The sequence below is a fragment of the Nostoc sp. genome (assembly GCF_036917775.1).
Lineage (GTDB): Bacteria > Cyanobacteriota > Cyanobacteriia > Cyanobacteriales > Nostocaceae > Nostoc.
Map to the genome: position 1 here is coordinate 45,297 of NZ_JBALEQ010000060.1, position 21,765 is coordinate 67,061.

16 protein-coding genes and 1 pseudogene are annotated in these 21,765 nt (G+C 42.7%); 1 reads left to right on the forward strand and 16 read right to left on the reverse strand.

Annotated elements, in window-relative coordinates; translation table 11 throughout:
* Nucleotides 1-9 precede the first annotated feature (9 nt).
* A complete protein-coding gene (locus V7K69_RS10315) occupies nt 10-186 on the forward strand; it encodes a hypothetical protein (protein ID WP_335033905.1) in 177 nt (58 codons plus the stop codon).
* Nucleotides 187-216: 30 nt separating this feature from the next.
* Here the strand turns inward: V7K69_RS10315 and V7K69_RS10320 are convergent, their stop codons facing one another.
* The 16 genes and pseudogenes from V7K69_RS10320 to V7K69_RS10395 form a co-directional block, all read right to left on the reverse strand.
* Nucleotides 217-1,392: a low temperature requirement protein A gene (locus tag V7K69_RS10320; RefSeq protein ID WP_335033907.1), complete on the reverse strand. Its 1,176-nt coding sequence runs from the start codon at nt 1,390-1,392 to the stop codon at nt 217-219.
* Nucleotides 1,393-1,408: 16 nt separating this feature from the next.
* Nucleotides 1,409-2,881 carry an ATP-binding protein gene (locus tag V7K69_RS10325; protein ID WP_335033909.1) on the reverse strand — a complete coding sequence of 491 codons (1,473 nt, stop codon included), beginning with the start codon at nt 2,879-2,881 and terminating at the stop codon, nt 1,409-1,411.
* A gap of 2 nt (nt 2,882-2,883) precedes the next feature.
* Entirely contained in the window at nt 2,884-4,545 is a 1,662-nt protein-coding gene (locus V7K69_RS10330) for an FAD-dependent oxidoreductase (RefSeq protein ID WP_335033911.1), read from the reverse strand.
* A gap of 326 nt (nt 4,546-4,871) precedes the next feature.
* A complete protein-coding gene (locus tag V7K69_RS10335; RefSeq protein ID WP_335033913.1) occupies nt 4,872-7,043 on the reverse strand; it encodes an AGE family epimerase/isomerase in 2,172 nt (723 codons plus the stop codon).
* On the reverse strand, nt 7,036-9,201 hold the full coding sequence (gene glgX, locus V7K69_RS10340) for a glycogen debranching protein GlgX (RefSeq protein WP_335033915.1): 2,166 nt from the start codon (nt 9,199-9,201) through the stop codon (nt 7,036-7,038). Before glgX ends, V7K69_RS10335 begins: the two co-directional genes overlap by 8 nt.
* A gap of 706 nt (nt 9,202-9,907) precedes the next feature.
* Entirely contained in the window at nt 9,908-12,568 is a 2,661-nt protein-coding gene (locus tag V7K69_RS10345) for an MGH1-like glycoside hydrolase domain-containing protein (protein WP_335033917.1), read from the reverse strand.
* Between the two features lie 216 nt (nt 12,569-12,784).
* Nucleotides 12,785-12,958, reverse strand: a pseudogene (locus V7K69_RS10350) (amylo-alpha-1,6-glucosidase); the annotation flags it as partial.
* Nucleotides 12,959-13,055: 97 nt separating this feature from the next.
* Nucleotides 13,056-13,829, reverse strand: a complete 774-nt coding sequence (locus V7K69_RS10355) for a glucose 1-dehydrogenase (RefSeq protein WP_335033919.1) — start codon at nt 13,827-13,829, stop codon at nt 13,056-13,058.
* Between the two features lie 576 nt (nt 13,830-14,405).
* Complete coding sequence (locus V7K69_RS10360) at nt 14,406-15,215, reverse strand: MIP/aquaporin family protein (RefSeq protein ID WP_335033921.1); 810 nt, start codon at nt 15,213-15,215, stop codon at nt 14,406-14,408.
* A gap of 149 nt (nt 15,216-15,364) precedes the next feature.
* Entirely contained in the window at nt 15,365-15,802 is a 438-nt protein-coding gene (locus V7K69_RS10365) for a VOC family protein (protein ID WP_335033924.1), read from the reverse strand.
* A 173-nt stretch (nt 15,803-15,975) separates the two neighbouring features.
* On the reverse strand, nt 15,976-16,797 hold the full coding sequence (locus tag V7K69_RS10370; protein WP_335033926.1) for a nuclear transport factor 2 family protein: 822 nt from the start codon (nt 16,795-16,797) through the stop codon (nt 15,976-15,978).
* Nucleotides 16,798-17,003: 206 nt separating this feature from the next.
* Nucleotides 17,004-17,402: a nuclear transport factor 2 family protein gene (locus V7K69_RS10375; protein WP_335033928.1), complete on the reverse strand. Its 399-nt coding sequence runs from the start codon at nt 17,400-17,402 to the stop codon at nt 17,004-17,006.
* An 86-nt stretch (nt 17,403-17,488) separates the two neighbouring features.
* Nucleotides 17,489-17,938 carry a hypothetical protein gene (locus tag V7K69_RS10380; RefSeq protein ID WP_335033930.1) on the reverse strand — a complete coding sequence of 150 codons (450 nt, stop codon included), beginning with the start codon at nt 17,936-17,938 and terminating at the stop codon, nt 17,489-17,491.
* A gap of 39 nt (nt 17,939-17,977) precedes the next feature.
* Nucleotides 17,978-19,726: a thiamine pyrophosphate-binding protein gene (locus tag V7K69_RS10385; protein ID WP_335033932.1), complete on the reverse strand. Its 1,749-nt coding sequence runs from the start codon at nt 19,724-19,726 to the stop codon at nt 17,978-17,980.
* On the reverse strand, nt 19,720-20,547 hold the full coding sequence (locus tag V7K69_RS10390; protein WP_334836121.1) for a type 1 glutamine amidotransferase domain-containing protein: 828 nt from the start codon (nt 20,545-20,547) through the stop codon (nt 19,720-19,722). Before V7K69_RS10390 ends, V7K69_RS10385 begins: the two co-directional genes overlap by 7 nt.
* A gap of 155 nt (nt 20,548-20,702) precedes the next feature.
* A complete protein-coding gene (locus V7K69_RS10395; protein ID WP_335033934.1) occupies nt 20,703-21,386 on the reverse strand; it encodes a DJ-1/PfpI family protein in 684 nt (227 codons plus the stop codon).
* Between the last annotated feature and the right edge of the window lie 379 nt (nt 21,387-21,765).

The window sequence follows — 21,765 nt, forward strand, 5'->3', positions numbered from 1 at the left end:
TCTAGTTCTATGTTACCTGCAAATTCAACTACCGACAAGCCATCGAACCCGTTCCAACGTTCCCGTCATCTACGCCGGACAGCAACGCTGCGGCGGATGGTGCGGGAAACTACTCTTAGTGTTGATGACCTGATTTATCCCATGTTTGTCAACCACAGTAGACCAAAAAAATATTATGCAACTTAAATGCCGATTAGCTTATCCCTCGGAATCTATTTATAAAAAACTAGTAATCTGACGCAGATCGAGGATAATTTGAACAGCACCAACCACAGCTATAAACCCGATCAGCTCCATAGCTGACAAACCCGCGCCAGCTACAGCGATAATTAGAATAACAGCTGCTGCCACAAAGCGATACCCCGCCCGGACTTTGCAGCGTAGTCTAGTCTCAGTACTCACACCAGTAAGATAAATGATTCCAAGGGTAAAGAAGCACAGCGCTAAACTAGCGCAAATTAGCCAGCGTTCAGCAGACGCCAGTACCAGACCTGTATCACTTACTAGGGCGTGTTCCATCCCAACTCCGGTAGCGGCAATACTAATCACCAAGGGTAAGTGCATATAGACCCAAGTTTGATAAGCTCCTACGTGGCGGCAGGCACGAGCAGCCTGGATTGCTGAGCCACCGAGGTTATCAAAATACACCCACCACAAACTAAAAGCAATACTTAAGCCAAACACGGCAGTATATGCTGATGAGAAATTCCACTCCTGTTGTGCAATTCCATTAACTACCGCTAAGACTGTCTCACCTAGCACAATTAAGGTAAATAAGCCAAAACGTTCAGGCAAGTGTGAAGCATGGGGAGCCAGTTCCACATGGACAGCTTTTCCTGCTGTTAATACTATTCCAAATTCTACTATCAGCGCTAATATCCAAAACCCAAATCGCAGTGGCAAGGGTATAAATATTGACACCAGCCAAAGCAATGCCCCAAATCCAGAACCCCTCGCGATTCGGTTTGTTAATGGTCGTGCTGTTACTATATGCCTTCCAGCACGCAAGAACTCAACGAGGAGTAACACCCGAAAAATAGCGTAGGAAAGAGCAAAACCAACTGAACTTTTACCCAACCCATCGTGTACATTTACTGCTAGTGCTGCCACTGCAAGCATTTGTAAGGCGGTTAGCAGTCGATGTCCCAAATCATCAGTATCAAATAAGTTGGCGTAAAACGTAGCCCCAATCCAAGACCACCAAATTGGTACAAAGAGCAGCAGAAAGCCAAGCAGGCCTGATAGTGAGACATCCCGATTGAGATTGTGACCCAGCTCCGAAATCGCAACTACGAAAAATAGATCGAAAAAGAGTTCTAACCATGTCGCATGTCGTTCTTCTTCCTTAGCTTCGCTAATACGCAATTCAGGAGATTTCAACAATTTCTTCATCCCACATACTCCTTAATTAATTGTGTATAAATTGCATAGCTGTATTTTCAAATGGTATAAATTGGCATTCATGGTATTCAGATGTTGTTTCAACCAAAGATATGGGCAGAACAACCTGAAAACGGGTGTTTCCTGGTTCGGAGAACAAGCGGATCTCGCCTTTATGCTTTTCAACAATTCGGTAACTAATGACTAGACCTAAGCCTGTTCCCTGACCTACCCCTTTAGTGGTAAAAAACGGCTCGAATATTCGCTCTTGGATCTCTGGGGGAATAGCTGGGCCGTTGTTGGCAATTTCTACTAGGACACAGTTATTTTCTCGTGCTGTACGAATCATGATTTGTCCTTGTCCATTCATGGCATCGATCGCATTGTCAATCATGTTCGTCCATACTTGATTGAGCTCGCTACCATAGACGGAGACTAGTGGTAAGGTCTGGTCATAATTGCGGGTTAGAGTAATGCCGCCCTTGAGCTTATGACCGAGAATAGTTAACGTACTTTCAAGTCCTTGGTGTATGTCTACCTCTTGCATCGGAGCTTGATCCATATAGGAGTACTCTTTAATGGCTTTGACTAGTTCGGAAATCCGCCCCGAACTTTGGTCAATTTCGTCCAACAGCTCAATTCCTGTGAGTGTAGACTCTAGCCAAGCGAGAACTTCCCCAAGTGATTCTGGGGGTAACTGCTCCACAATAGTATCTAAGCATTGAATATCCAGTCCTCCCCGGACTAAGGAAGAAGCAATTTTCCAGCCGTCAGGCACGTTGTGTGAATCCAGCCAAGTTGTCACCTCTTGCTCGCGATCGCTCTGCGCTAGTAAATCTTCTAAGTGGCAGGGTGTTTCGGCACGTGCAATTACTGTGTGCAGCAAGTTGTCAAGAAACAACAGTTGTTCTTTTGTCATCTGCCTGTGATTGAGTTTAAGTCCCAGGTATGGTAATTGTTGAAAAATTGTGTGCAAGTGCTTCGCACCTCGGACGACGGCTGTGGCTGGGTTGTTCAACTCGTGGGCCAAACCAGCTGCTAAAGTACCGAGTGCAATTAGCTTTTGGTGGTGTTGTGACATAGATTCCAACATTTGCACCCGTTGTGCCGTGATGATTAAAAGATCGCGTGTAATCGCCGGACAGGTTGTGAGCATTTTCCAGAAAGTATCTGTGTCCCATTTCAACATGTAAGTCGGTTTCACAGCACGGACATTGACGAGATAGTGAGGAACATCTAATAGAATCAACTCATGACCTGTATATGTTCCAGGACCAAAACTCATGATGTGTCTTTCTACGTTACCGACCTGTTTTCTAAACTCAATCTCGCCTTTGATCAAAACGTAGAAATTTTCTATTGGTTGTCCCTCAAGGGCGATGTATTCTCCTGGAGCCAACCATAGTTCATGGCCGTGTTCAGACAACCATTGGAATTGCTCATCTGTCAATTGGGCAAAAAGTGACACTTGACGCAAAGCATCTAACATCATTACATCCATAATTACACCTTACTTAGATATTGATGGATAAACTGAATTGCGATCGCACCCTCTCCAACCCCAGAAGCAACTCGCTTCACAGAGCCGTTACGCACATCTCCAGCCACAAAAATGCCTGGTACACTGGATTCAAGCAGGAAAGGTTCGCGATCGAGTTTCCATAGCTTTGAACATTGTTTATTGTGTATCAGGCTCGGCCCGGTGATAATAAATCCTTGTTCGTCTCTCTCTACAGTCCCATCTAGCCAATCAGTGTGTGGTCTCGCGCCAATTAAAATGAATAGCAACTTTGTGGGAAGGGTTTCTTGCCCGTGAGTTTTCGTGTTAGCGATCGTAACTGCTTCAAGGTTAGTCTGACCATGAACCTCAACGATGTGCGAGTGAAACCGTACTGTAATATTGTCTGTTGCTAAAATTTGGTCTATCAAGTACTTTGACATACTTGTAGCGAGTGAATTGCCTCGTACCAACATAGTCACATGGCGAGCGTACTTAGAGATGTATACCGCAGCCTGTCCGGCGGAGTTAGCTCCGCCAACTACATAAACATCTTCATTTTGACAGGAGAGTGCTTCCGTCATTGCTGCACCGTAGTACACACCAGCCCCAGTCAGATCCTCAATTCCAGGTACATCAAGCTTGCGATATGAGACACCTGTGGAAATCAACAATGCGTAACAGCTTAATTCTGTCCCATCTTTCAGCTTGACGATCCGATAAGAATCTTGCAAGCGAATGTCAATTACTTCTTGAGGTGAGAGAAACTCTACCCCGAATCGTTTCGCTTGAGTAACGGCGCGGCGGGCTAATTCCGATCCAGCAATTCCTTGAGGAAAGCCTAAATAGTTTTCGATCCGAGAACTTGTTCCTGCTTGTCCCCCTGGAGCCTCTTTTTCAATTAATACTGTGCGTAAACCTTCAGAGGCTCCATAGACTGCGGCTGCCAAACCAGCCGGGCCAGCGCCCACGATCGCCAAATCGTAAAAGGGCATTTGGGCGTGCATCTTCAACCCGATTTTTTCAGCAATTTCGGGGTGAGTTGGCTGTGTGAGATATGAACCGTCAGGACATATTACTAGTGGTAGGTGTGTAATATTACATTGACTATAAGTCAGCCATTGACGCGCCTCTTCATCTGTCTCAATATCTAGCCACTGATAAGGCACATGGTTGCGGGCTAAGAAGTCTTTAATGTGATGGCACTTGGGCGACCAACGAGAGCTAATAATCCGGATACCTTCAAAGGGTGGGCGGTATGATGAAACCCAATCGTCTAGTAAGTCGCTAAGAACTGGATAGAGAAGATCTTGTGGCGGTTCCCACGGTTTGAGAAGATAGTAATCAATCTTGGCTGTATTGATTGCAGAGATGGCAGCATCAGTGTCCGCATAAGCTGTTAATAAAACTCGTTTTGCAGACGGGAAAATTTGCATAGCCTGTTCAAGGAACTGCACACCCGACATTTGTGGCATCCGCTGATCTACCACACAGAGCGCCACTGTCTCATTACGTAATTTTACCTGTTGCAATACTCTCAAAGCGTTTGCACCAGAGTCGGCTCGTAGTACCCGAAAGCGATCGCCATACTCGTGTCGGAGATCTCGCTCTATTACTCGTAAAACTCCGGGGTCATCGTCAACAGTAAGTAGTACAGGATTTACCAAAATAGCTCCTTTCTGGGGATGATGTTTGTAATTATTTCACCTTACTCAGTGCTGAGTACTGAGTAAGGTGAAAATTACTCAATATTTTTTTATCAGTATAAAAAGTTGTATTGACTAAGTAAGGGAGGCTAGGGGTGCAGGGAAAGAAAAACTTCCCCAGACTCCCTGCTCTCCCTGCTCTCTTTACTCCTTTCAACAAATAACTTTCCTTAACCGAACTGTATTGAGCGTAGTCCTAATAGCTTTGGATAAACCGTAGTTTCCTTGTTGGAATCGTGTATTTGCTATCCAATTTTTAGGACTACTAAAACGTCTTTTAATGCAATCTACACACTGGCCATCTCAGCAGTTTCATACCGATCCAAAACAGTTACACTGTCGCAAAATGCACTCGTAGTCAGAAATTGTTTTACATTCTCCGGTGCGCCGACTATGTAGAGTTCAACATGAGAACCCAGTTTTTGCTTAGTAAAAATTAGGGCCCGCAGACCAGCAGTAGTAATACATTCCAAGTTTTGTAGTAGTAAGACGAGACGATTAATTGGCTGTGCTGTGGCTTTGGTTATGGCTTCCTGAAAATGTACCACGCCATTGGCATCCAATAACCCAGTTAAGGAGATTTTGGCAATACCATTACTGACTTCCAACACTGTTGCGTCAAAAGATACTTGAGTCGGCAGAAGTCGAACTCTAACTTTCACAGCGTCTTGACTAATCGGTAGTTTGACTATCAGGTTGGCAGCATCAAAATCAGCATACCTTTGCCCATCGATCCAAACATCCCCAATCCGCACGCTACCTGGTGGTAAGATATCTGGTGCAACTCGCAGAATGTTGTCCTTAAAGCCACCTGGTTTTGGTTTGAAGTACAAATCCATTGGCTGTTTAGTAATCAGCAGATTTGTATAAACGCAAGCTAAATAGGCCAATTCAAAGGAATGATAACCACTCATGGAGTGGCTTCCCTTACCTCGTTCTGTTCCTAACAAGTAGGGAATCCCATTTGACAGAACGTTGAAGTAGATACCTCCAGCTACGTAATCCAGGAACCAAGCATTATAGAAAGCTGCTGCTTCTCTGGCTTGGCGTTGGTATTCAGGTTTATCAAGTGAACCACTCAAGATTAGGTAGGCTAAGATAGCTTGTTCCTGTTGCCACCAAGCTTTCCGATTATGCCAAACAAAGCGGTGTACCTCTTGTCCTGGTTTTAAAGTGCGTTCCACCACATCGTACCAACCGCCACGTTGTTGGTCGCTACCGACTGCTGGCATGATTTCTCCAATCTTTTCTGCCAGAGTCACATAGTTTTCTTTTGGTTTCAGGTGGTTCATCCGCATTAGGTTCCAAGCAATTTTGAGGTTATGACCTACAACTGCTCGATTCTGCTGCCATCCCCAAGTTGTATCGTGACTCCAATCCTCATGAAAACGTTCTTGAACAAATGGGCTATGGTCATAATCGGGGAAACGCTTTTCAATGGTGTCGAAGGTGTACTCCAAGAAAGTTGCGTATTCTTCTTTACCAGTCGCCAACCACAGATTGATCAAATAAGCTGGAGCATGGTCACCTACCGAGTTCCAGTTTTTCTTGGCACGATTGTGGCCTAGAGTCTGAGAATGGGGACTGAGAGTAATCGGATCGATATGGGAGAAAAATCCTCCTTTCTCTGTTTTGTCCAAGAAATACTTGTCAAACAGATTAATCGTTAACTCGATATCTTTGATGATGCGTGGATCGCCAGTGATCCGATAGGTTTGGGTAGGACCAGCCAAGGCATAAATTTGCTCATAGGCTGGAATAGCATCATAATCATCTCCAAATTCTGAGGAGAATATTTTCTGTTCGCTACCGCCGGGATTGACATCAACACCGTGATACCAATAGCAAATACCTTCGCCTTCATCGAGAAAACGCATGTGTTGGCGCAGGTATTCAGTACCTTTTTCTGCGGCTTCCAGATAGCGATCGTCCCCAGTCATCATGTAGGCTGTGGCGAAACCGTAAACTAGGCGAGAAATAGTATCAGTTTCCTGACGATTACTATCTTCTTTAGAACCAACTAAACCAATACCAGTGCGATATTTCCGATAATCAATTTCGCCATCTTCAAACTGAGCTTTGAGGTAAAAATCGCCCAAGCTTCGGATTTGCTTAACCCACCAATCTGGTCTTTCAAAAAGATACTCGTTTTCTGTTCTACCCAGAAAAACTATGTGTTTAGCTTCAAACTTATGCTCGCCTGTTTCAGGATAAAAAATGCCATACACGAAAAGATAGCAATCTGGAACGAGCATTGAACTTATTTGGCTAGTGCAATCAAAGAAAGGCTCATTTAAATTGCGTACTAGTTCACCATAGGTCATTGAAGTCAATGCTACTTCAAATTTCCTGCCATCTGAAGTTTTGAGATCGAAAGTACCAGAATCTCCTTTACTTGAATCAAAAGCGGTAACATACCCAGCAATCAAATCCGAAAATGAGAAGTCTATATTACTCATTGAATTCACTCCGAATTGGAAATTCATTAATTGGAAACCATTTAGAAATCAGAACAACAACGCTACGCTCTTTAACAGCATAGATATTACCTGAAACTAGAGTTTCTTCCCCTGGTTCTACAATATCCATTGGAGAAGAAAGAGCAGTATCCACGACTCTGCACCATTTTCTACCTTTAATAGCAGGAATTTCAAAGTCGAGATATTCCCAGTACATGTTGAGCATGATATGGATGTCTGCTTCTCCTTCAAAGCCCCCGAGAGTAAATGCGAGAACTCTCGCATGAGAGTCGTGCCAACCTGGTTTGAATAACTTGCAACCATGCCAAGCAATGTCTGCCAAGCCTCGTTCGTTAACTTCTCCAGTGAAAAAATTACTCCGGCGTAAGGCAGAATGACAGTAGCATTTGCGGAAATTAACCATCAGTTTGAAGAACCTGAAAATATCAGCATTCTTCTGGACAAGATTCCAATCAAACCAACTAATTTCGTTATCTTGACAGTAAGCGTTGTTGTTACCTTTTTGGGTACGTCTGACTTCATCACCAGCCACAATCATCGGTACACCTTGAGAGAGCAGGAGAATGGCTGCAAAATTCTTAATCTGTCGGCGACGTAAAGCATCAACTTGTGGGTTATCAGTTTCTCCTTCATAACCACAATTCCAACTCAAGTTGTCATTGATGCCATCCTGATTGTTTTCACCATTGGCTTCATTGTGCTTGTGGTTGTAAGAAACTAAATCATTCAGGGTGAACCCGTCATGACAACTAATGAAGTTGATGCTATTGATCGGTAAATGTCTGCTTGATTGATAAAGGTCAGCACTTCCAGCCAAACGCCAAGCTACTGCCCCAACTATGCCTGGATCTCCTTTAACAAAGCGTCGGATATCATCTCGAAAACGTCCGTTCCATTCTGCCCAGCGATATCCAGGGAAGTCGCCAATTTGATAAAGTCCACCGGCATCCCAAGCCTCGGCAATGATTTTGGTGTCAGCTAGCGTTTCGGATGTTTCAATGTGCCAAATCACTGGCGGATGGATCATTGGTACTCCGTCTTGGCTGCGAGAGAGGATGGAGGCTTCATCAAAGCGGAAGCCATCGACGTGCATCTCTTTGACCCAAAATTCTAGGCAATCTACAATTAATTTTTCGACTATAGGATGGTTACAGTTGACGGTATTGCCACACCCAGAATAGTCCATGTAGTATTGCTTATCCCAATGTACTAGGTGATAAAAAATACTATTAAAAAGACCTTTGAAGCTGATGGTTGGGCCTTCATGGTTGCCTTCGTCGGTATGGTTAAAGACTACATCTAGAATGACTTCAATCCCTTCTTTATGTAAAGCCTTAACCAAATCTCGAAACTCTCTGATATGATTTCCCACATCAGGAAAAGCACAATAAGAAGCTTCGGGAGCAAAGTAGCTGTGTGGGTTGTATCCCCAGTAGTCTTTTAGTGGCTTCCCGTTAACTTCTCTCAGAAGGTTCTTTTCGTCAAAGTCAAATATTGGTAGCAGTTCAACAGCCGTGATTCCTAACTCTTTCAGGTAAGGAATTTTCTCGATAATTCCATGAAAAGTGCCGGGGTGTTTAGATTTGGAAGAGGACGATCTGGTAAATCCGCCGACGTGTACCTCATAAATGACGGTATCACTCATTGGTCGGTTGAGGGGGCGATCGCCTTCCCAGTCATAATCTGATATATCTATAACTACACTACGCATAGATGTAGTCAGGTTATCTTTTGTCCCTAAAGCATTGTTACGCTGCCAAAGAGTGTTGGTGTTTCCCCTTGCATAAGGGTCTAGCAGTACCTTATTTTTATTAAAGCGGTGTCCCGAGTGGTGTAAATCAGGATTACCATCAACTCGATAAGCGTAGTGAGCGCCCGGTTTTAAACCTTTCACATAGACATGCCAAAAGTGGAAGGTTTTATTAAACTTTGGGTTTAACTGAATAATCTGTGTCGGCTGCGGAGAATCATCGCGATCGAACAGCAAGAGTTCGACACAGGTAGCATGTTCTGAAAAGATGGAGAAGTTTACGCCATCTTTGTCTGGTACTGCACCGAAAGGATGTGAACATCCTGATTCTAATTGGTAATCAGGTATCGCTAGTTCAACCTGATATCTATCTCTAGTTAAAGTCATTTTTTCTTTTTGTCCTGAGAGCATTTAATTGGTACGTTTTTTAGCAAGTTTTTAGCCATTGATAAAATTATTAACTACGTTTAAATCACGATATTATCAATATTTTATTAATGGCTTATTACTCTTGAAAACCCATTATTTTCTGACTACAATATTTCCTGACTGGGCTTATTACTTCTATTATCTATTCATGGATTTTTTACTCATTGGTTTCGAGCAATTACTAAGTTAAATTTACGCAACTAATTGGCAGAATTAAATCTAATTATTCCGATAATTAAGTTACCAATTAAGTAGCTTATGTAATTAATTTTAATGTCTGCTTAATTTATTTGCAATGGTTTAAATTTCGTAGCAGGTTTGTATTCTTTTGATAATAAATAAACCTTAGCTCGACAAACCGCTCTCGGAACATCTCAATGAGTGTAAAAACACTTATTTTAAACAACTAGAGGAGCAGAAATATTTTCAATTATACACAAGTTGGTAAGGGCACGGCAGTGCCGTGCTCCTACGAGAAATCTATCTGTATCAAGGTTTTCGTGAAATCGGATTACGCATTCACAGGAAATACCAAACATGGATAATTCAAAAACCACATCTTTCGTAGGGGCACAGCACTGCTGTGCCCTTTATTGAAGACTCATAATGACAATTTATTAGGTCTAGAAGACTTGAAAGCTTTGCAGATAGCACTTTGGTAAATTTAATCTGACAAAATCTGTTCTGTACATTGTTGAATTAATTTGGCGATTAAACCTGTCCAACCAGTTTGATGACTAGCACCAATACCTGCGCCATTATCTCCATGAAAGTATTCATTGAACAGAATCAGATTGCGCCAATTCGGGTCAGTTTGAAATTTGTCTATTCCACCATAAAAAGGTCGTCTACCAGAAGCATCTGTGAGGAAAATTTGGATTAGTCTTTGAGCTAATTCAATTGATACTTCCTTCAGTGTCATCATTTGACCTGAACCTGTGGGACACTCAACTTTGAAATCATCTCCAAAGTAGCGATAGAACTTTTGTAGCGATTCTAGCAGTAGATAATTAATCGGGAACCAAATTGGCCCGCGCCAGTTTGAATTACCGCCAAACATCCCTGTGCTAGATTCAGCAGGTTCGTAATCTACTCGATACTGCCGATCATCTACGGTCAAAACGTAAGGATGGGACGCATGGACTTTAGAAACAGAGCGAATTCCATAAGGTCCGAAAAATTCTGTTGCATCTAACATTTTTTCTAGGATGCGACGGAGTTTATCTGGATAGGCGATCGCCAACAGGTGACGCTCACCAACCCCCTGTTTCTGCATACAAGCGATATTTCGTGTCAGATCGGGGCGATTTTTCAGAAACCATTGCGTCCGTTCTCTAAAACCTGGAAGCTGTTCTAAGGTTTCTGGTTCTAAAATACTCACGGCGCATAAGGGAATTAACCCCACTAGCGATCGCACTTTCATGGGAAATTGATGACTATCAGGTAAATGTAGAGCATCGTAGTAAAAGCCATCAGTTTCATCCCATAACGCTATTTCGCTATCGCCAACGCCGTTCATGGCATCAGCAATGTAAAGGAAATGCTCGAAAAACTTGCTGGCGATGTCCTCATAGGTGGAATTTTCCTTTGCTAACTCTAGGGCGATGGTTAGCATATTCAAAGAATACATCGCCATCCAACTTGTACCATCTGCTTGTTGCAGATATCCACCAGTTGGTAGTTGAACGCTGCGATCGAAGACACCAATATTATCCATACCGAGAAAGCCACCCTGAAAGATATTTTTGCCCTCTAAATCTTTCCGGTTAACCCACCAAGTAAAGTTCACCAGTAATTTCTGAAAGACACTTTCCAGAAATTTTTTATCTGCACGACCATAGATTTTTTGCTCAATCTGATAAACTTGCCATGCTGCCCAAGCATGAACGGGTGGATTGACATCACCAAAAGCCCATTCATAAGCTGGTAGCTGACCGTTAGGATGCATATACCACTCCCGTGTCAAGCGACTGAGTTGCAGCTTCGCAAAGTCGGGGTCAATCATCGAGAGCGGAATTACATGAAAAGCTAAATCCCAAGCCGCAAACCAAGGATATTCCCATTTATCGGGCATGGAAAGTATATCGTCGTTAAATAAATGAAACCATTCATGATTTCTGCCATTGAGCCGTGATGCTGGTGGCTTCGGGGTTGCTGGATCGCCTTTTAGCCATTGGTCGGCGACATAGTAGTAAAATTGTTTACTCCATAACATGCCAGCAAATGCTTGCCGCTGCACATTACGTCTGTCTTCTAACATCGGTAATGGAGAAATCCGCTGATAAAATTCATCCGCCTCATGCTGGCGCTGTTGCCAAATTGTCTCAAACTCAGTTCCAAATGGTGCAGTTAAATTTTGCACATCACTTAACCGCAACCGTACTATCTTGGTTTCACCTGCACCAATTTCTAATTCGTAACGAGCTGCAAATTTAGTGCCGATGCGGTTGGGATTGACAGCGCTTTTTTCCCCATTCACGACATAATTATTGATGCCATCTTTTACGTATGGCGAAGCATTGTTGACTGCAAACAATCTTTGATTATTAGTCTCATTTTCTGTAAATAGTAGCTCTGGAGTTTCATTACAATAGAGCCACCGGGTTTCTAAAGAAGAGTTATAAGCTTCGATGGTGCTGAAATCAGAGTTCGATTGGCTAATTTTTAACCAGGGCTTCTCTTGTTGATTATCAGTCCAAGACCAGGTGTTGCGGAACCAGAGCGTAGGCAGCAGATGCAGCGTTTTTGCTTCTGAACCTCGATTTATCGCGCTGATTTGAATCAAAATGTCTTCGGGTGAAGCTTTAGCATACTCAACGAATACATCAAAGTAGCGGTCTTGAGCAAATATACCTGTATCGATTAATTCAAACTCTGGACTTTGGCGACCTCTGCGGCGATTTTCTTCTACCAGCTGACTGTATGGAAAAGCAGCTTGGGGATATTTATAAAGATATTTCATATAGGAGTGAGTCGGGGTGTTATCCAGGTAGAAGTAGTATTCTTTAACATCTTCTCCGTGATTACCCTGGTTCCCTGTGAGACCAAAAAGCCTCTCTTTGAGAATTGCATCTTCACCATTCCAGAGGGCGATCGCAAAACATAATCGCTGATGATTATCAGAAATTCCCGCAATCCCATCTTCTCCCCAGCGATAGGCGCGGGAGCGAGCATGATCGTGGGGAAAGAATTCCCAGGCGGTACCATCAGGGCTATAGTCTTCCCGCACCGTTCCCCACTGTCTTTCGCTCAGGTAGGAACCCCATCGTTTCCAATAGGCTGTGCGATCGCGGTCTGCTGCTAATCTTGCTTCTTCTTGAGTCATGGCGATTTTATGGGATTTTGGATTAAGAATCTAACGGCACAAGGCTTGTATGCTGATTTTGGATTAATGCAAAACTTAAAACTCAGAATTCTCTGTGGTCGGTTCTGTTGCTATCCAGGCGCAAAGCACTTCTGTCACCGTCCAGGCTTGAGCAATACAACCTCGTGGGCTGAGTGGCTCATCGCCATCAAAAATCTCAAAGTACGCAAAATTTGGTCGTGCAAGTTCTGGACGAACAACGGAAATTGTTAAACCGGGTAGGCTAATCATGGTATCCCGCCCCCAGTCACTAAACCAATGATAACCAGCAATGATTGTTTTACCGTTGGGTTCATCAGGTAGTGGACGACTGACGATAAACTGGTCAGCAGCTAAGACTAGCTGATGCACCTAGTCTGGAGCGTCCAAAGTTGATACTCATAAGTGATAGTACGTTCTGTACTCTAGCTCACAAAAATCCTAGAACATTAGAGCCAAGAGAAACTACCTACTGCTCATGATAGTTACGGCTCAATCCCCCATCTACGTAGAAGGTTGCGCCTGTGATGTAGTCAGCATCGGCTGAGGCTAAGAAGGCAACTATCGGCGCGATATCCTCTGGCTTGCCTAAACGACCCAGGGGAATATTTTTCAACAACGCTGCTAATTTTTCGGGGTCATTTAACAGCTTACTATTGATTGGTGTCTCAATTGCTCCAGGAGCCACATTGTTAATTGTAATTCCCAAAGGCCCAAGCTCAACTGCTAGGTTACGCATCATCATCTTCACACCGCCCTTGCTGGCACAGTAGGCAGTGAAGTGGGGAAATGCTATTTCCTCATGGGTAGAGCTAATATTGATGATTTTGCCAGTTCGCTTGGTTTCAATGAAGTGCTGCACGATCGCTTGAGTGGCGAAAAATGTGCCTTTGAGGTTGACATCGATCACTGCGTCATAGTCAGCTTCGGAAATATTCCAGAAGTCAGCATTTCGACCGTCGATGCCAGCGTTGTTGACAAGAATATCTAACTTACCAAAGTGTTGAATACCCTGGTCTATGAGTTGACGAATATCAGCAATTACACTTAAATCTGCTTTAACAGTTAAACCTTTGCTACCAGCCGCTTCTACTTTCGACAGAGTTTCTTCAGCGCCTTCAGGATGAGAACGGTAGTCAATCACTACATCTGCACCTTGTTCAGCCAAATGCACGGCAATAGCTTGACCAATTCCGCCGCTACTACCAGTTACTAAAGCTACCTTACCTTCTAGTTTCTTCATTGACTTTTTCCTTCTAGAGTATTTTGATGTTTTCAGGTCTTATAAATGACTTTCAACTAAAACAATCTTTGCAAGAATTCAGAAGTCAGAACAGTTTAAGAATCAGGATCGTATTTGATGAATGAATATACCGTTCATACTACAATACCTGTCGGTTAAGGGCAAAAGGGGAAGGGGAAAGGGGAAAGGGAAAGAAAAAACCTTTAACCTTTACGCTTTAACCTTTTCCCCAAACCCAATGCTGAGTTAAAAATGCAAAACCCGAGCAGTATTGGTTCATACTAGACTCTTGACAAATTTTGATTTCCAAGTGCTAAATTCTTATTTATCCCTCTTTTATCCATCTGAGGAGAGAAAAATACTCTACCTTTGGTAAGGTTCAGATGTAGTGGAAAATTTGGCGATCGCTTATGTTATCTGCTCCGCAAAATCTCATCATTTTAACTTATGTGTTGTGAAATTTGAAAGCGATCGAGCTTATAGATTATTCTCTGTCAAAAGTAATAAAAGAGGGATATATGCCTGATTTTTTGCTAGTTATACCTTGGCAGCAACTTTGTTGTTTCTAGCTTAAATCTACTGATGCTTTGCCAGGTATGGTACTTTTACATTCTTAAAAATGCAACGATAGTTAGGAACATGAAAAAGTTTCCCTGTTAAAACTTCGCTTTCACCCATAGATATCAGTTGAAAAACTTTCACGGCAACTATTGCTCCTAATGGCGATGCAATACAATAAAGCCACTGGTTTTGCCAAGACCATGCTAATAAAGCCGGCCCAAAACTGCGTGCTGCATTCAAACTAGTGCCAGAAATCGGCGCTCCTAACCAGACCATAGTTGCCACTAGCAGCCATACCATTACAGGTGTCCAGCGCAATAAATGATGATGACTTAAGAAGGTGAAGATAGACAAGACTAACAAAAACGTCATGAAAACTTCAGCTAAAAAAACATACCACAAAGGATAACCTATTCCAGGTGAAGTGATGCAATAATTGACACTAACCAGGTAATTTCCCCACAGAGCTAATGCTAAAGATGAACCAATAATTGCGCCAATAAATTGACCAAAAATATATCCAATTAAGTCTTGTTTATGCATTTTGCCTTGCAACCAAAATGCTAATGATAAGCCGGGGTTGAGGTGCGAACCACTCAGCTTTCCTAAAGGAGAAATACTAAATAATGCACCACTTCCAGCAAAAATGAGACCATTAATTAATAAACGAGGACTTACTGCCGGAATGAGATGCTCCATAGGTAAGCCTTTGCCAAAATTGAAGGTGATGATACTGAATCCAACCAAGAGATTGAAAGCAGTTCCCACCAACTCTGCACCATATTCAGACCAATTAAGGGTTTTCCAGTTTGTGAAAGTATTCATGAGTTTCTTTCTACCGATCGCCAATTAAACTATATACAGCAATTCCCTCTAGGTTTTGAACAAAGATTAACGAGTACACAAGAATTTTAATTCTGAACTTGTTCATCTCTGATTGTGGAATGCTGTATATAGTTAAGTTGAAATTACCCTCAATTTGCCTGCAATGCTGGTGGATTTTCTTGATCGACGTATCCCTGGCTAATTTCAACAATATTACCATCGGGATCGGATACCCAAACCGTCCGCCACCCAGGAATAAAGCTATCAAAGTTGAGTGGGCCAAGGGTTACTTTTGCATCATTGCCAATCTCAGCTAGTTTAGCATCAACATCATCAACCTGAAAACCAAAATGACGCCAAGCTGGATAAGTAGGACCATCTTGGGTGGCTAAAGGCACAGGGGTTTCTCCCTTGGCTTGGAAGAGTTCAAGATACATATCGCCCAACTTCAGAAAGACAATCTGCTCATTATTGCCAACAGGTGCAACCCTTGCCCGTTTAAACCCGAAATATTTCGTGTAGAATTTTTCAGTTGCAATTGGATCTTTGCAGCTGATTGCCATTTGAGAAACTTTTAGCAAAGTCATTACTTCAGTCCTTACTGACAGAAAAAAAGTGAACTTATAGCAGATTTCAACTTGGGTGTTGTACACGAACTCAGTCTTAAAGCCTGTTTACTGCTGTTAGCGCAGCAGGGCGTAGCCCATTCTAACGCCAAGCCGCGCAGCGTCTCTGGCTTTGCTCCTGAATTTTGCTGTAGTTATGCGTATGTTCCATCGGGGTACTGAACTACACCAGCAAAGTGAACAGCAATTTTGCGATCGCGCAACACCCAGTTATCATAGAAACTAACTTCGCCAACATCGCCATTGACGCTTCTGGTTTTCAGGCTTTCAACTATCATCAGAGTATTTTCGGTTTCAGCCCACTGGTCAAGCTTGACTTCCAAATCTTCTAGACTGAAAATCCGACTTTCAAAGAATTGTTTGAGCGCTTGACGACCACGTACATAAAGAGGTTTACGGTTTTCAGTTAAGGTGCTAATTAGCAGCACATCATCAGCATATTGGTTGAGTAAACCCTCAACATTCTTCGCTTTAATGAAGCCGATATGCTCTTTATAAAACTTACCCAATGGAGAGTCAGGTACTTCTGATTTAACTGTTCCTGCATTTACATAAGTTTTATCAGGATACTGAATTACACCGGCAAAGTGGATAGCGATTTTTCCATCTTGCAAAAACCAGTTATCGTAAAACTCTACACTACCGACTTCACCAGTTTTACTTGCGGTTTTTAACTCTTCTACCATCATCAGCGTGTTTTCAGTTTCAGCCCACTGGTTGAGCCTGATTTCAAAATCTTCTAAACCGAAAATGCGACCTTCAAAAAACTCTTTGAGTGCTTGACGACCTTGCACGTAGAGCGGCTGGCGGTCTTCAGTTAAGGTACTAATCAGCAGAGCATTATCAGCATACTGATTTAGTAAACCATCAACATTCTTCGCTTTAATGAAACCGATATGCTCTTTGTAGAGCTTGCTGATGGGAGATACAAGCAATTGTTCTATGGGTGTACTCATAGTAATCCTTTACTGTAGGGTATTCCGACTGAAACAAATTATGGTGAGGATGGAAATAAAACCGAGTTGCATTTAAGTTAAGTATGTAATAAGCACTAAAGTGTTTACTACATACTAGGTAAACTCACTGTGGTAGACTACTAATTGCAAACTACAAACAAGCGCGTAGTTTACCGCCGTAGACATCTCTTAAAATTAGTGCGATTTTAGGAAGCCCAAAAACCAAAGTGATAAGCAATTTGTCCATTACGAAGAGTCCAAGCATCTCCAACTGAGACTTGACCAAGTTTACAGTTGAATTTCGCTTGGAAAAATATAGCGTCTTCCGCTTCAGTGAAGTCCAGAGATTTGATATCAATATATTCGATTGTTCTCAGGTAATCGTGAAAGAATGTTTTGATATTTTCACGACCATTAACTGTGATGGGTGCCGATGTATTTTCAAACCCATTAAAAAAGGTGATTAATACAGCATCTTCTGCATAATCCCTATCCACCATTTCATCGATTTTTCCGGCAGAAATAGTCTCGATATGTTTGTCAAAGAATTTCCGCCCAAGTGAAGTTGTTGAAACCGTCATTTTTTTATCTTCTGTAATTTTCATGTAATTATAAGTTTGGAGCGCTATTAACTACATACAATCTGTTATATGCACCCCAAAACTTTGTTTTTTCGCGGATGTCTGCAATCTTAAAGACGCGCAGATCCTTCATAATAACTAAGTAAATCGACAATGTAGGTTGCAATTACTGGCTTACCAGTATTAGGCGATCGCTTCACGATCCAAGTTTGATAAGCATCTAAAACAATGCGTTGACTTTGGGCTGCTGGTGGATTCCACACGCTAGCTTCCCATTTGACGATGACTTGAACACTCGCCTCGTCTCCTGAAGGCGTAACGTTGACTTCCTTTAAAGTATGAACTTCATCAAAGAAAATCCCGATAACGCGATCATACCAACCTTTAAATCCATCAAAACCATAAACTGTAGCTTCAGGAAAGCGCATTTCTAGACCATCTTCAGCTAGAAAAGGAATATAATCTTCTAGCGGAGCGTGAACATCTAGTTTCAAATACCAGTCTGCTGCTAGTTGCTTGATTTCTAATTCTGTTAAAGGTGCTAATTTAGCTACTGTCATTGCTTTTCTCCCTGTTAATTGAGTAAAAATTCCGGTCTACTATTGACCACACTTGACACCGATCTTTGTACCGACAATTTCATTTGTCAGTACCAAATCAATCAGAAATGGCCCGTTATGATCCAATGCTTTTTGGATAGCTGGGGCAATCTGATCTGGGGTTTCTACCCGAATCGCCTGAACCCCTAAAGACTTTGCTAATTCAGCGAAATCGATACTTGGGTTGCAGAGGTTAAAAGAAGATGGGTAGTCGTGTTCTGGTATCTGTTGCTCGCCCCAGTAGTGCAGAATATTCAACTTGAGAATTTGATAGCTGTGATTATTACAGATGACAAATTTGGCATCTATATTGTGGTGGGCAGCAGTCCAGAGGGCTTGGATCGTATACATACTGCCGCCATCACCAGTGAAGGCAAACACAGTTTTATCTGGATTAGCCAGCTTAATACCGATCGCTCCCGGAATCCCAACACCCAGCGAACCGCCTCGTGTTTGGAAGTAATGTCCGAGTTTTGTCGGTGGTATGTACCGACAAAGTTCCGGAGAATTGGTAATGGCTTCATCGAAAATAATTGCATCTGCTGGTAAATGAGCAGCTAATTCCTCGGCAAAACGAGTCATGTGCAGAGGTACTGCATCCCGAACTGCCTTGTCAGCCTCAAGTCGAGCCACCGATTCCTGCTTTTTAGTCTCAGCTATTTGGCTAGCTCTGACAAAAACCTCTTTTTTCTGTTCGGGTGTCAGAGTTGATTCAAGGGCGATCGCTAATTTGCTCAGACTAGTTTTCGGATCGCCAAGCAGGCCAAGATCCACCGGAAAATTCTTCGCTATTTCGTAAGTATTCAAGTCAATGTGAATTACTTTGGCTGAAGGAGCAAAAACTCCAGACAGCGCTGGGAATACCTCTGGAAAAACGTAGGTTCCAACAATCAAGATTACGTCTGCTTGGGATGTAACCCGACGACTATCATCGCCAAACATGTGACCTAGTAACCCTCCGAACAGAGGATGGCTAGCACTCATATTCGCTTCCGATGAGTCTGCTCCCCAGACTTGTCCGCCGATGAGTTCGGCCACATATGTCAATTCAGCCTGGGCATCGGAAAAAGCTACACCATCGCCCATAATAATCAGGGGATGTTTAGCCGCGGCCAATAAACTTGCTGCTGTTTCCAGTTGCTCTGGTTCAGGAGCAACCCTTGTCACTGGAAAAGAAGTCGGAACAACCTCTTCATAATTAACAGCATCAAGGATATCCATCGGTAGGGAGACGAACACCGGCCCCATCGGCGGTGTAGCAGCTATTTTGATGGCTCGGCGTAACACGCGTAACAAAGAAGAGGGATCGACGACCCTAGTTGACCATTTTGTTACAGGCTTGGCCATGCTGACTAAATCTGCTGCCATTTGGGCATCCATCGCATCGTAGCAGATACCAGATTCGCCAGCCAGAACTACTAATGGTGCATGACCGCGCATAGCCTGATAAATCATGCCGATGCCATTTCCTAAACCGACTCCACTATGGAGTTGGACAATCGTAGGCTTTTTGGTGGCGCGGGCATAGCCATCCCCAGCACCGACTGCGATTGTTTCTTGCAGTGCAAAGATATACTTAAATTCTGGATAATAGTCCTTTAACGCATCTAGGAAACCCTGCTCAACTGTGCCAGGATTACCAAACATGTACTCTATACCATCTGCCAGAAGTTGTTCAATAATTGCAAAGCGACCATTTCTGTTAGCCATCAAAGGCTTTTCGTTGGTCTGTTTGGTCAAGCTTACCATCCGTACCGCCTCAGTCCTTTATCGAGAACTTCCACTAACTTCTGACCGGTTGTATAAGAGTCTGCGGTAGATCGACCTGTGATAAAGGGATAATCAACAATCACAGAGATTTCTTTGCCAAAATTACCGTGATATGCTCCGTCTGGGGCAGTAGCATCATGGAGAATATACTCTAGAGGATAGGGAGGTGGCCCCATGTTGATGTCTGCGCCGACAAACCCTGTACCATCTTTGTAATCATATTCCTTGCAATGACCTGTGACGTGCTTACCCTGAATAATGCTCTTGCGGTCTGCTAAGTCACGAGCAAAGGCTAAACAAGTTACACCGTAGCATTCTGCGGCGATCGCTTTGCCCTTTTTGTAAAAGCTGAGAATCAAGTCATGAACGCGATGGTTATTGACTAAATCAACGATCGGGCCACTACCACCCACGATCAATAGTGCATCGTATTGATCCAAATCTGGCTGTATTTCGTCGAGAGCATTGTTGTATGCTTCCATTTCCCGCAGGAATTTTTCGGCACTCCAGTAAGGGCGATCGGGCAACCATTGTGACAGGATGATTGGGTTGTCTAACCGTGGATTTTTAGGATCTTCTAAGCGCTTGACTTTTTCAGCCATCTCTTGAGAAACAACTGGCCGACCTAAAGGTGGGTCAACATAAGTAGGGTCCATGCTCGGAGGAAGTGCTACTGGTCTTTTTCCTGTTGGAGTTGCAAAATCAACCTGATACCCCGCAGCATCAAAAGTTTCTAGGGGGCCTACCAGTTCTTCACCCCAATAACCATATTCCGATAAAATTATGAGAATTTTTTTCACAAGATTGTCTCCTAATCATGAATTTGTTTTGAGATAATGAAACCGCGTCTACCTTGAAAACCGTAGTTTTTGGAATTAAGGTAAAGCTCAGAACTCAAGCCACGACCGAATAATATACTCTCCTTAAAAACTCCCGGTTTCAAAATAGACGGGGTTTAGCTGGCAACTTTCAGCCTTGAAACTGAGGTATTAGCTCTTCTGCCTGAGAAACGATTAGTGGCAATAGATAATTGTTGGATTTGTTCAGTAATCGCATCAATGAATGGTTCAACCTCGTGTTTTGAACGACCAGTCACAAGGTCACCGTCCACCACAACACCTGAAGGTGATGGAGTATAAATTGCACCAGCGTTGATGATATCTGCAAGGACTACCTCGTGGCAGATAACTTGTCGCCCTTTGAGCAATTCTGGTATTGGTGTCACAATCCAAAGACCGTGGCAAAGTGCGCCTTTAATAATCCTGGGATTTACCATTGCGCTGGCATAAAATTGTACAGCCGGTGAAGTGCGAACTTGTTCTGCACTGATTGGCTGACCTGTTGGTGGCTCAAAGTAACGTAGACGAACACTGGTATAGTTAGCGGACATAATCACAGCCGCATAATCGTTAACATCTACATTTTGAAAATCAATGTTTACGTCTATGGTTTTAGGTGTATTGCCCGTATCTTCATCACTGAAAAAGCGAACACTCGGCTGATTCCAGAGTCTAGACATCAGATGTACTGTTGCTTGAAGTTCTGAAAAGCGCTTTTGATATGCTTCAATTTCTTCAGGAATGAACTCACTTTCTAGAAGAATTGCGATTTTTTTCCCACCAAGGGATCTAGGTATCATATTGGTTCAATATTCTTAGGTTCACTAGATTCTTAATTTGGAATGTAGTTGACTTACTTTTAAGTCTTTATCTAAAAGTTTAGAGAGATAAATATACAATTACAAGGGTTAATATTTTGCAGGAGGTTAACATTTTTTATTTACTTGATTAAATGTTAACTCAATTAATTTTAAACAAAAATACAATGGTTATTTTTTCGCTTTAAGGTTGTTTTATTTGGGTATTAATATCTCGACAAATACTAAAGATTGCCTTTATAATTAATTTCATAATTTAGAAAAAGTCCTCAGAGGGTGACAAGCGACCTATAAAGTTTGCTGCATAAGGGAGAGGGCAGAAAAACCACGCTGAAAATAGAGTTGTTTATGAGGTTTGAGG

Excerpts from the sequence above, each read along its gene's own strand:
- glgX (WP_335033915.1), bottom strand. The coding sequence starts at position 9,201 with ATGACTTTAACTAGAGATAGATATCAGGTTGAACTAGCGATACCTGAT.
- V7K69_RS10320 (WP_335033907.1), bottom strand. The coding sequence starts at position 1,392 with ATGAAGAAATTGTTGAAATCTCCTGAATTGCGTATTAGCGAAGCTAAG.
- V7K69_RS10315 (WP_335033905.1), top strand. The coding sequence starts at position 10 with ATGTTACCTGCAAATTCAACTACCGACAAGCCATCGAACCCGTTCCAA.
- V7K69_RS10370 (WP_335033926.1), bottom strand. The coding sequence starts at position 16,797 with ATGAGTACACCCATAGAACAATTGCTTGTATCTCCCATCAGCAAGCTC.
- V7K69_RS10325 (WP_335033909.1), bottom strand. The coding sequence starts at position 2,881 with ATGGATGTAATGATGTTAGATGCTTTGCGTCAAGTGTCACTTTTTGCC.
- V7K69_RS10380 (WP_335033930.1), bottom strand. The coding sequence starts at position 17,938 with ATGACAGTAGCTAAATTAGCACCTTTAACAGAATTAGAAATCAAGCAA.
- V7K69_RS10385 (WP_335033932.1), bottom strand. The coding sequence starts at position 19,726 with ATGGTAAGCTTGACCAAACAGACCAACGAAAAGCCTTTGATGGCTAAC.
- V7K69_RS10365 (WP_335033924.1), bottom strand. The coding sequence starts at position 15,802 with ATGACTTTGCTAAAAGTTTCTCAAATGGCAATCAGCTGCAAAGATCCA.
- V7K69_RS10345 (WP_335033917.1), bottom strand. The coding sequence starts at position 12,568 with ATGACTCAAGAAGAAGCAAGATTAGCAGCAGACCGCGATCGCACAGCC.
- V7K69_RS10375 (WP_335033928.1), bottom strand. The coding sequence starts at position 17,402 with ATGAAAATTACAGAAGATAAAAAAATGACGGTTTCAACAACTTCACTT.
- V7K69_RS10355 (WP_335033919.1), bottom strand. The coding sequence starts at position 13,829 with ATGAAGAAACTAGAAGGTAAGGTAGCTTTAGTAACTGGTAGTAGCGGC.
- V7K69_RS10335 (WP_335033913.1), bottom strand. The coding sequence starts at position 7,043 with ATGAGTAATATAGACTTCTCATTTTCGGATTTGATTGCTGGGTATGTT.
- V7K69_RS10395 (WP_335033934.1), bottom strand. The coding sequence starts at position 21,386 with ATGATACCTAGATCCCTTGGTGGGAAAAAAATCGCAATTCTTCTAGAA.
- V7K69_RS10360 (WP_335033921.1), bottom strand. The coding sequence starts at position 15,215 with ATGAATACTTTCACAAACTGGAAAACCCTTAATTGGTCTGAATATGGT.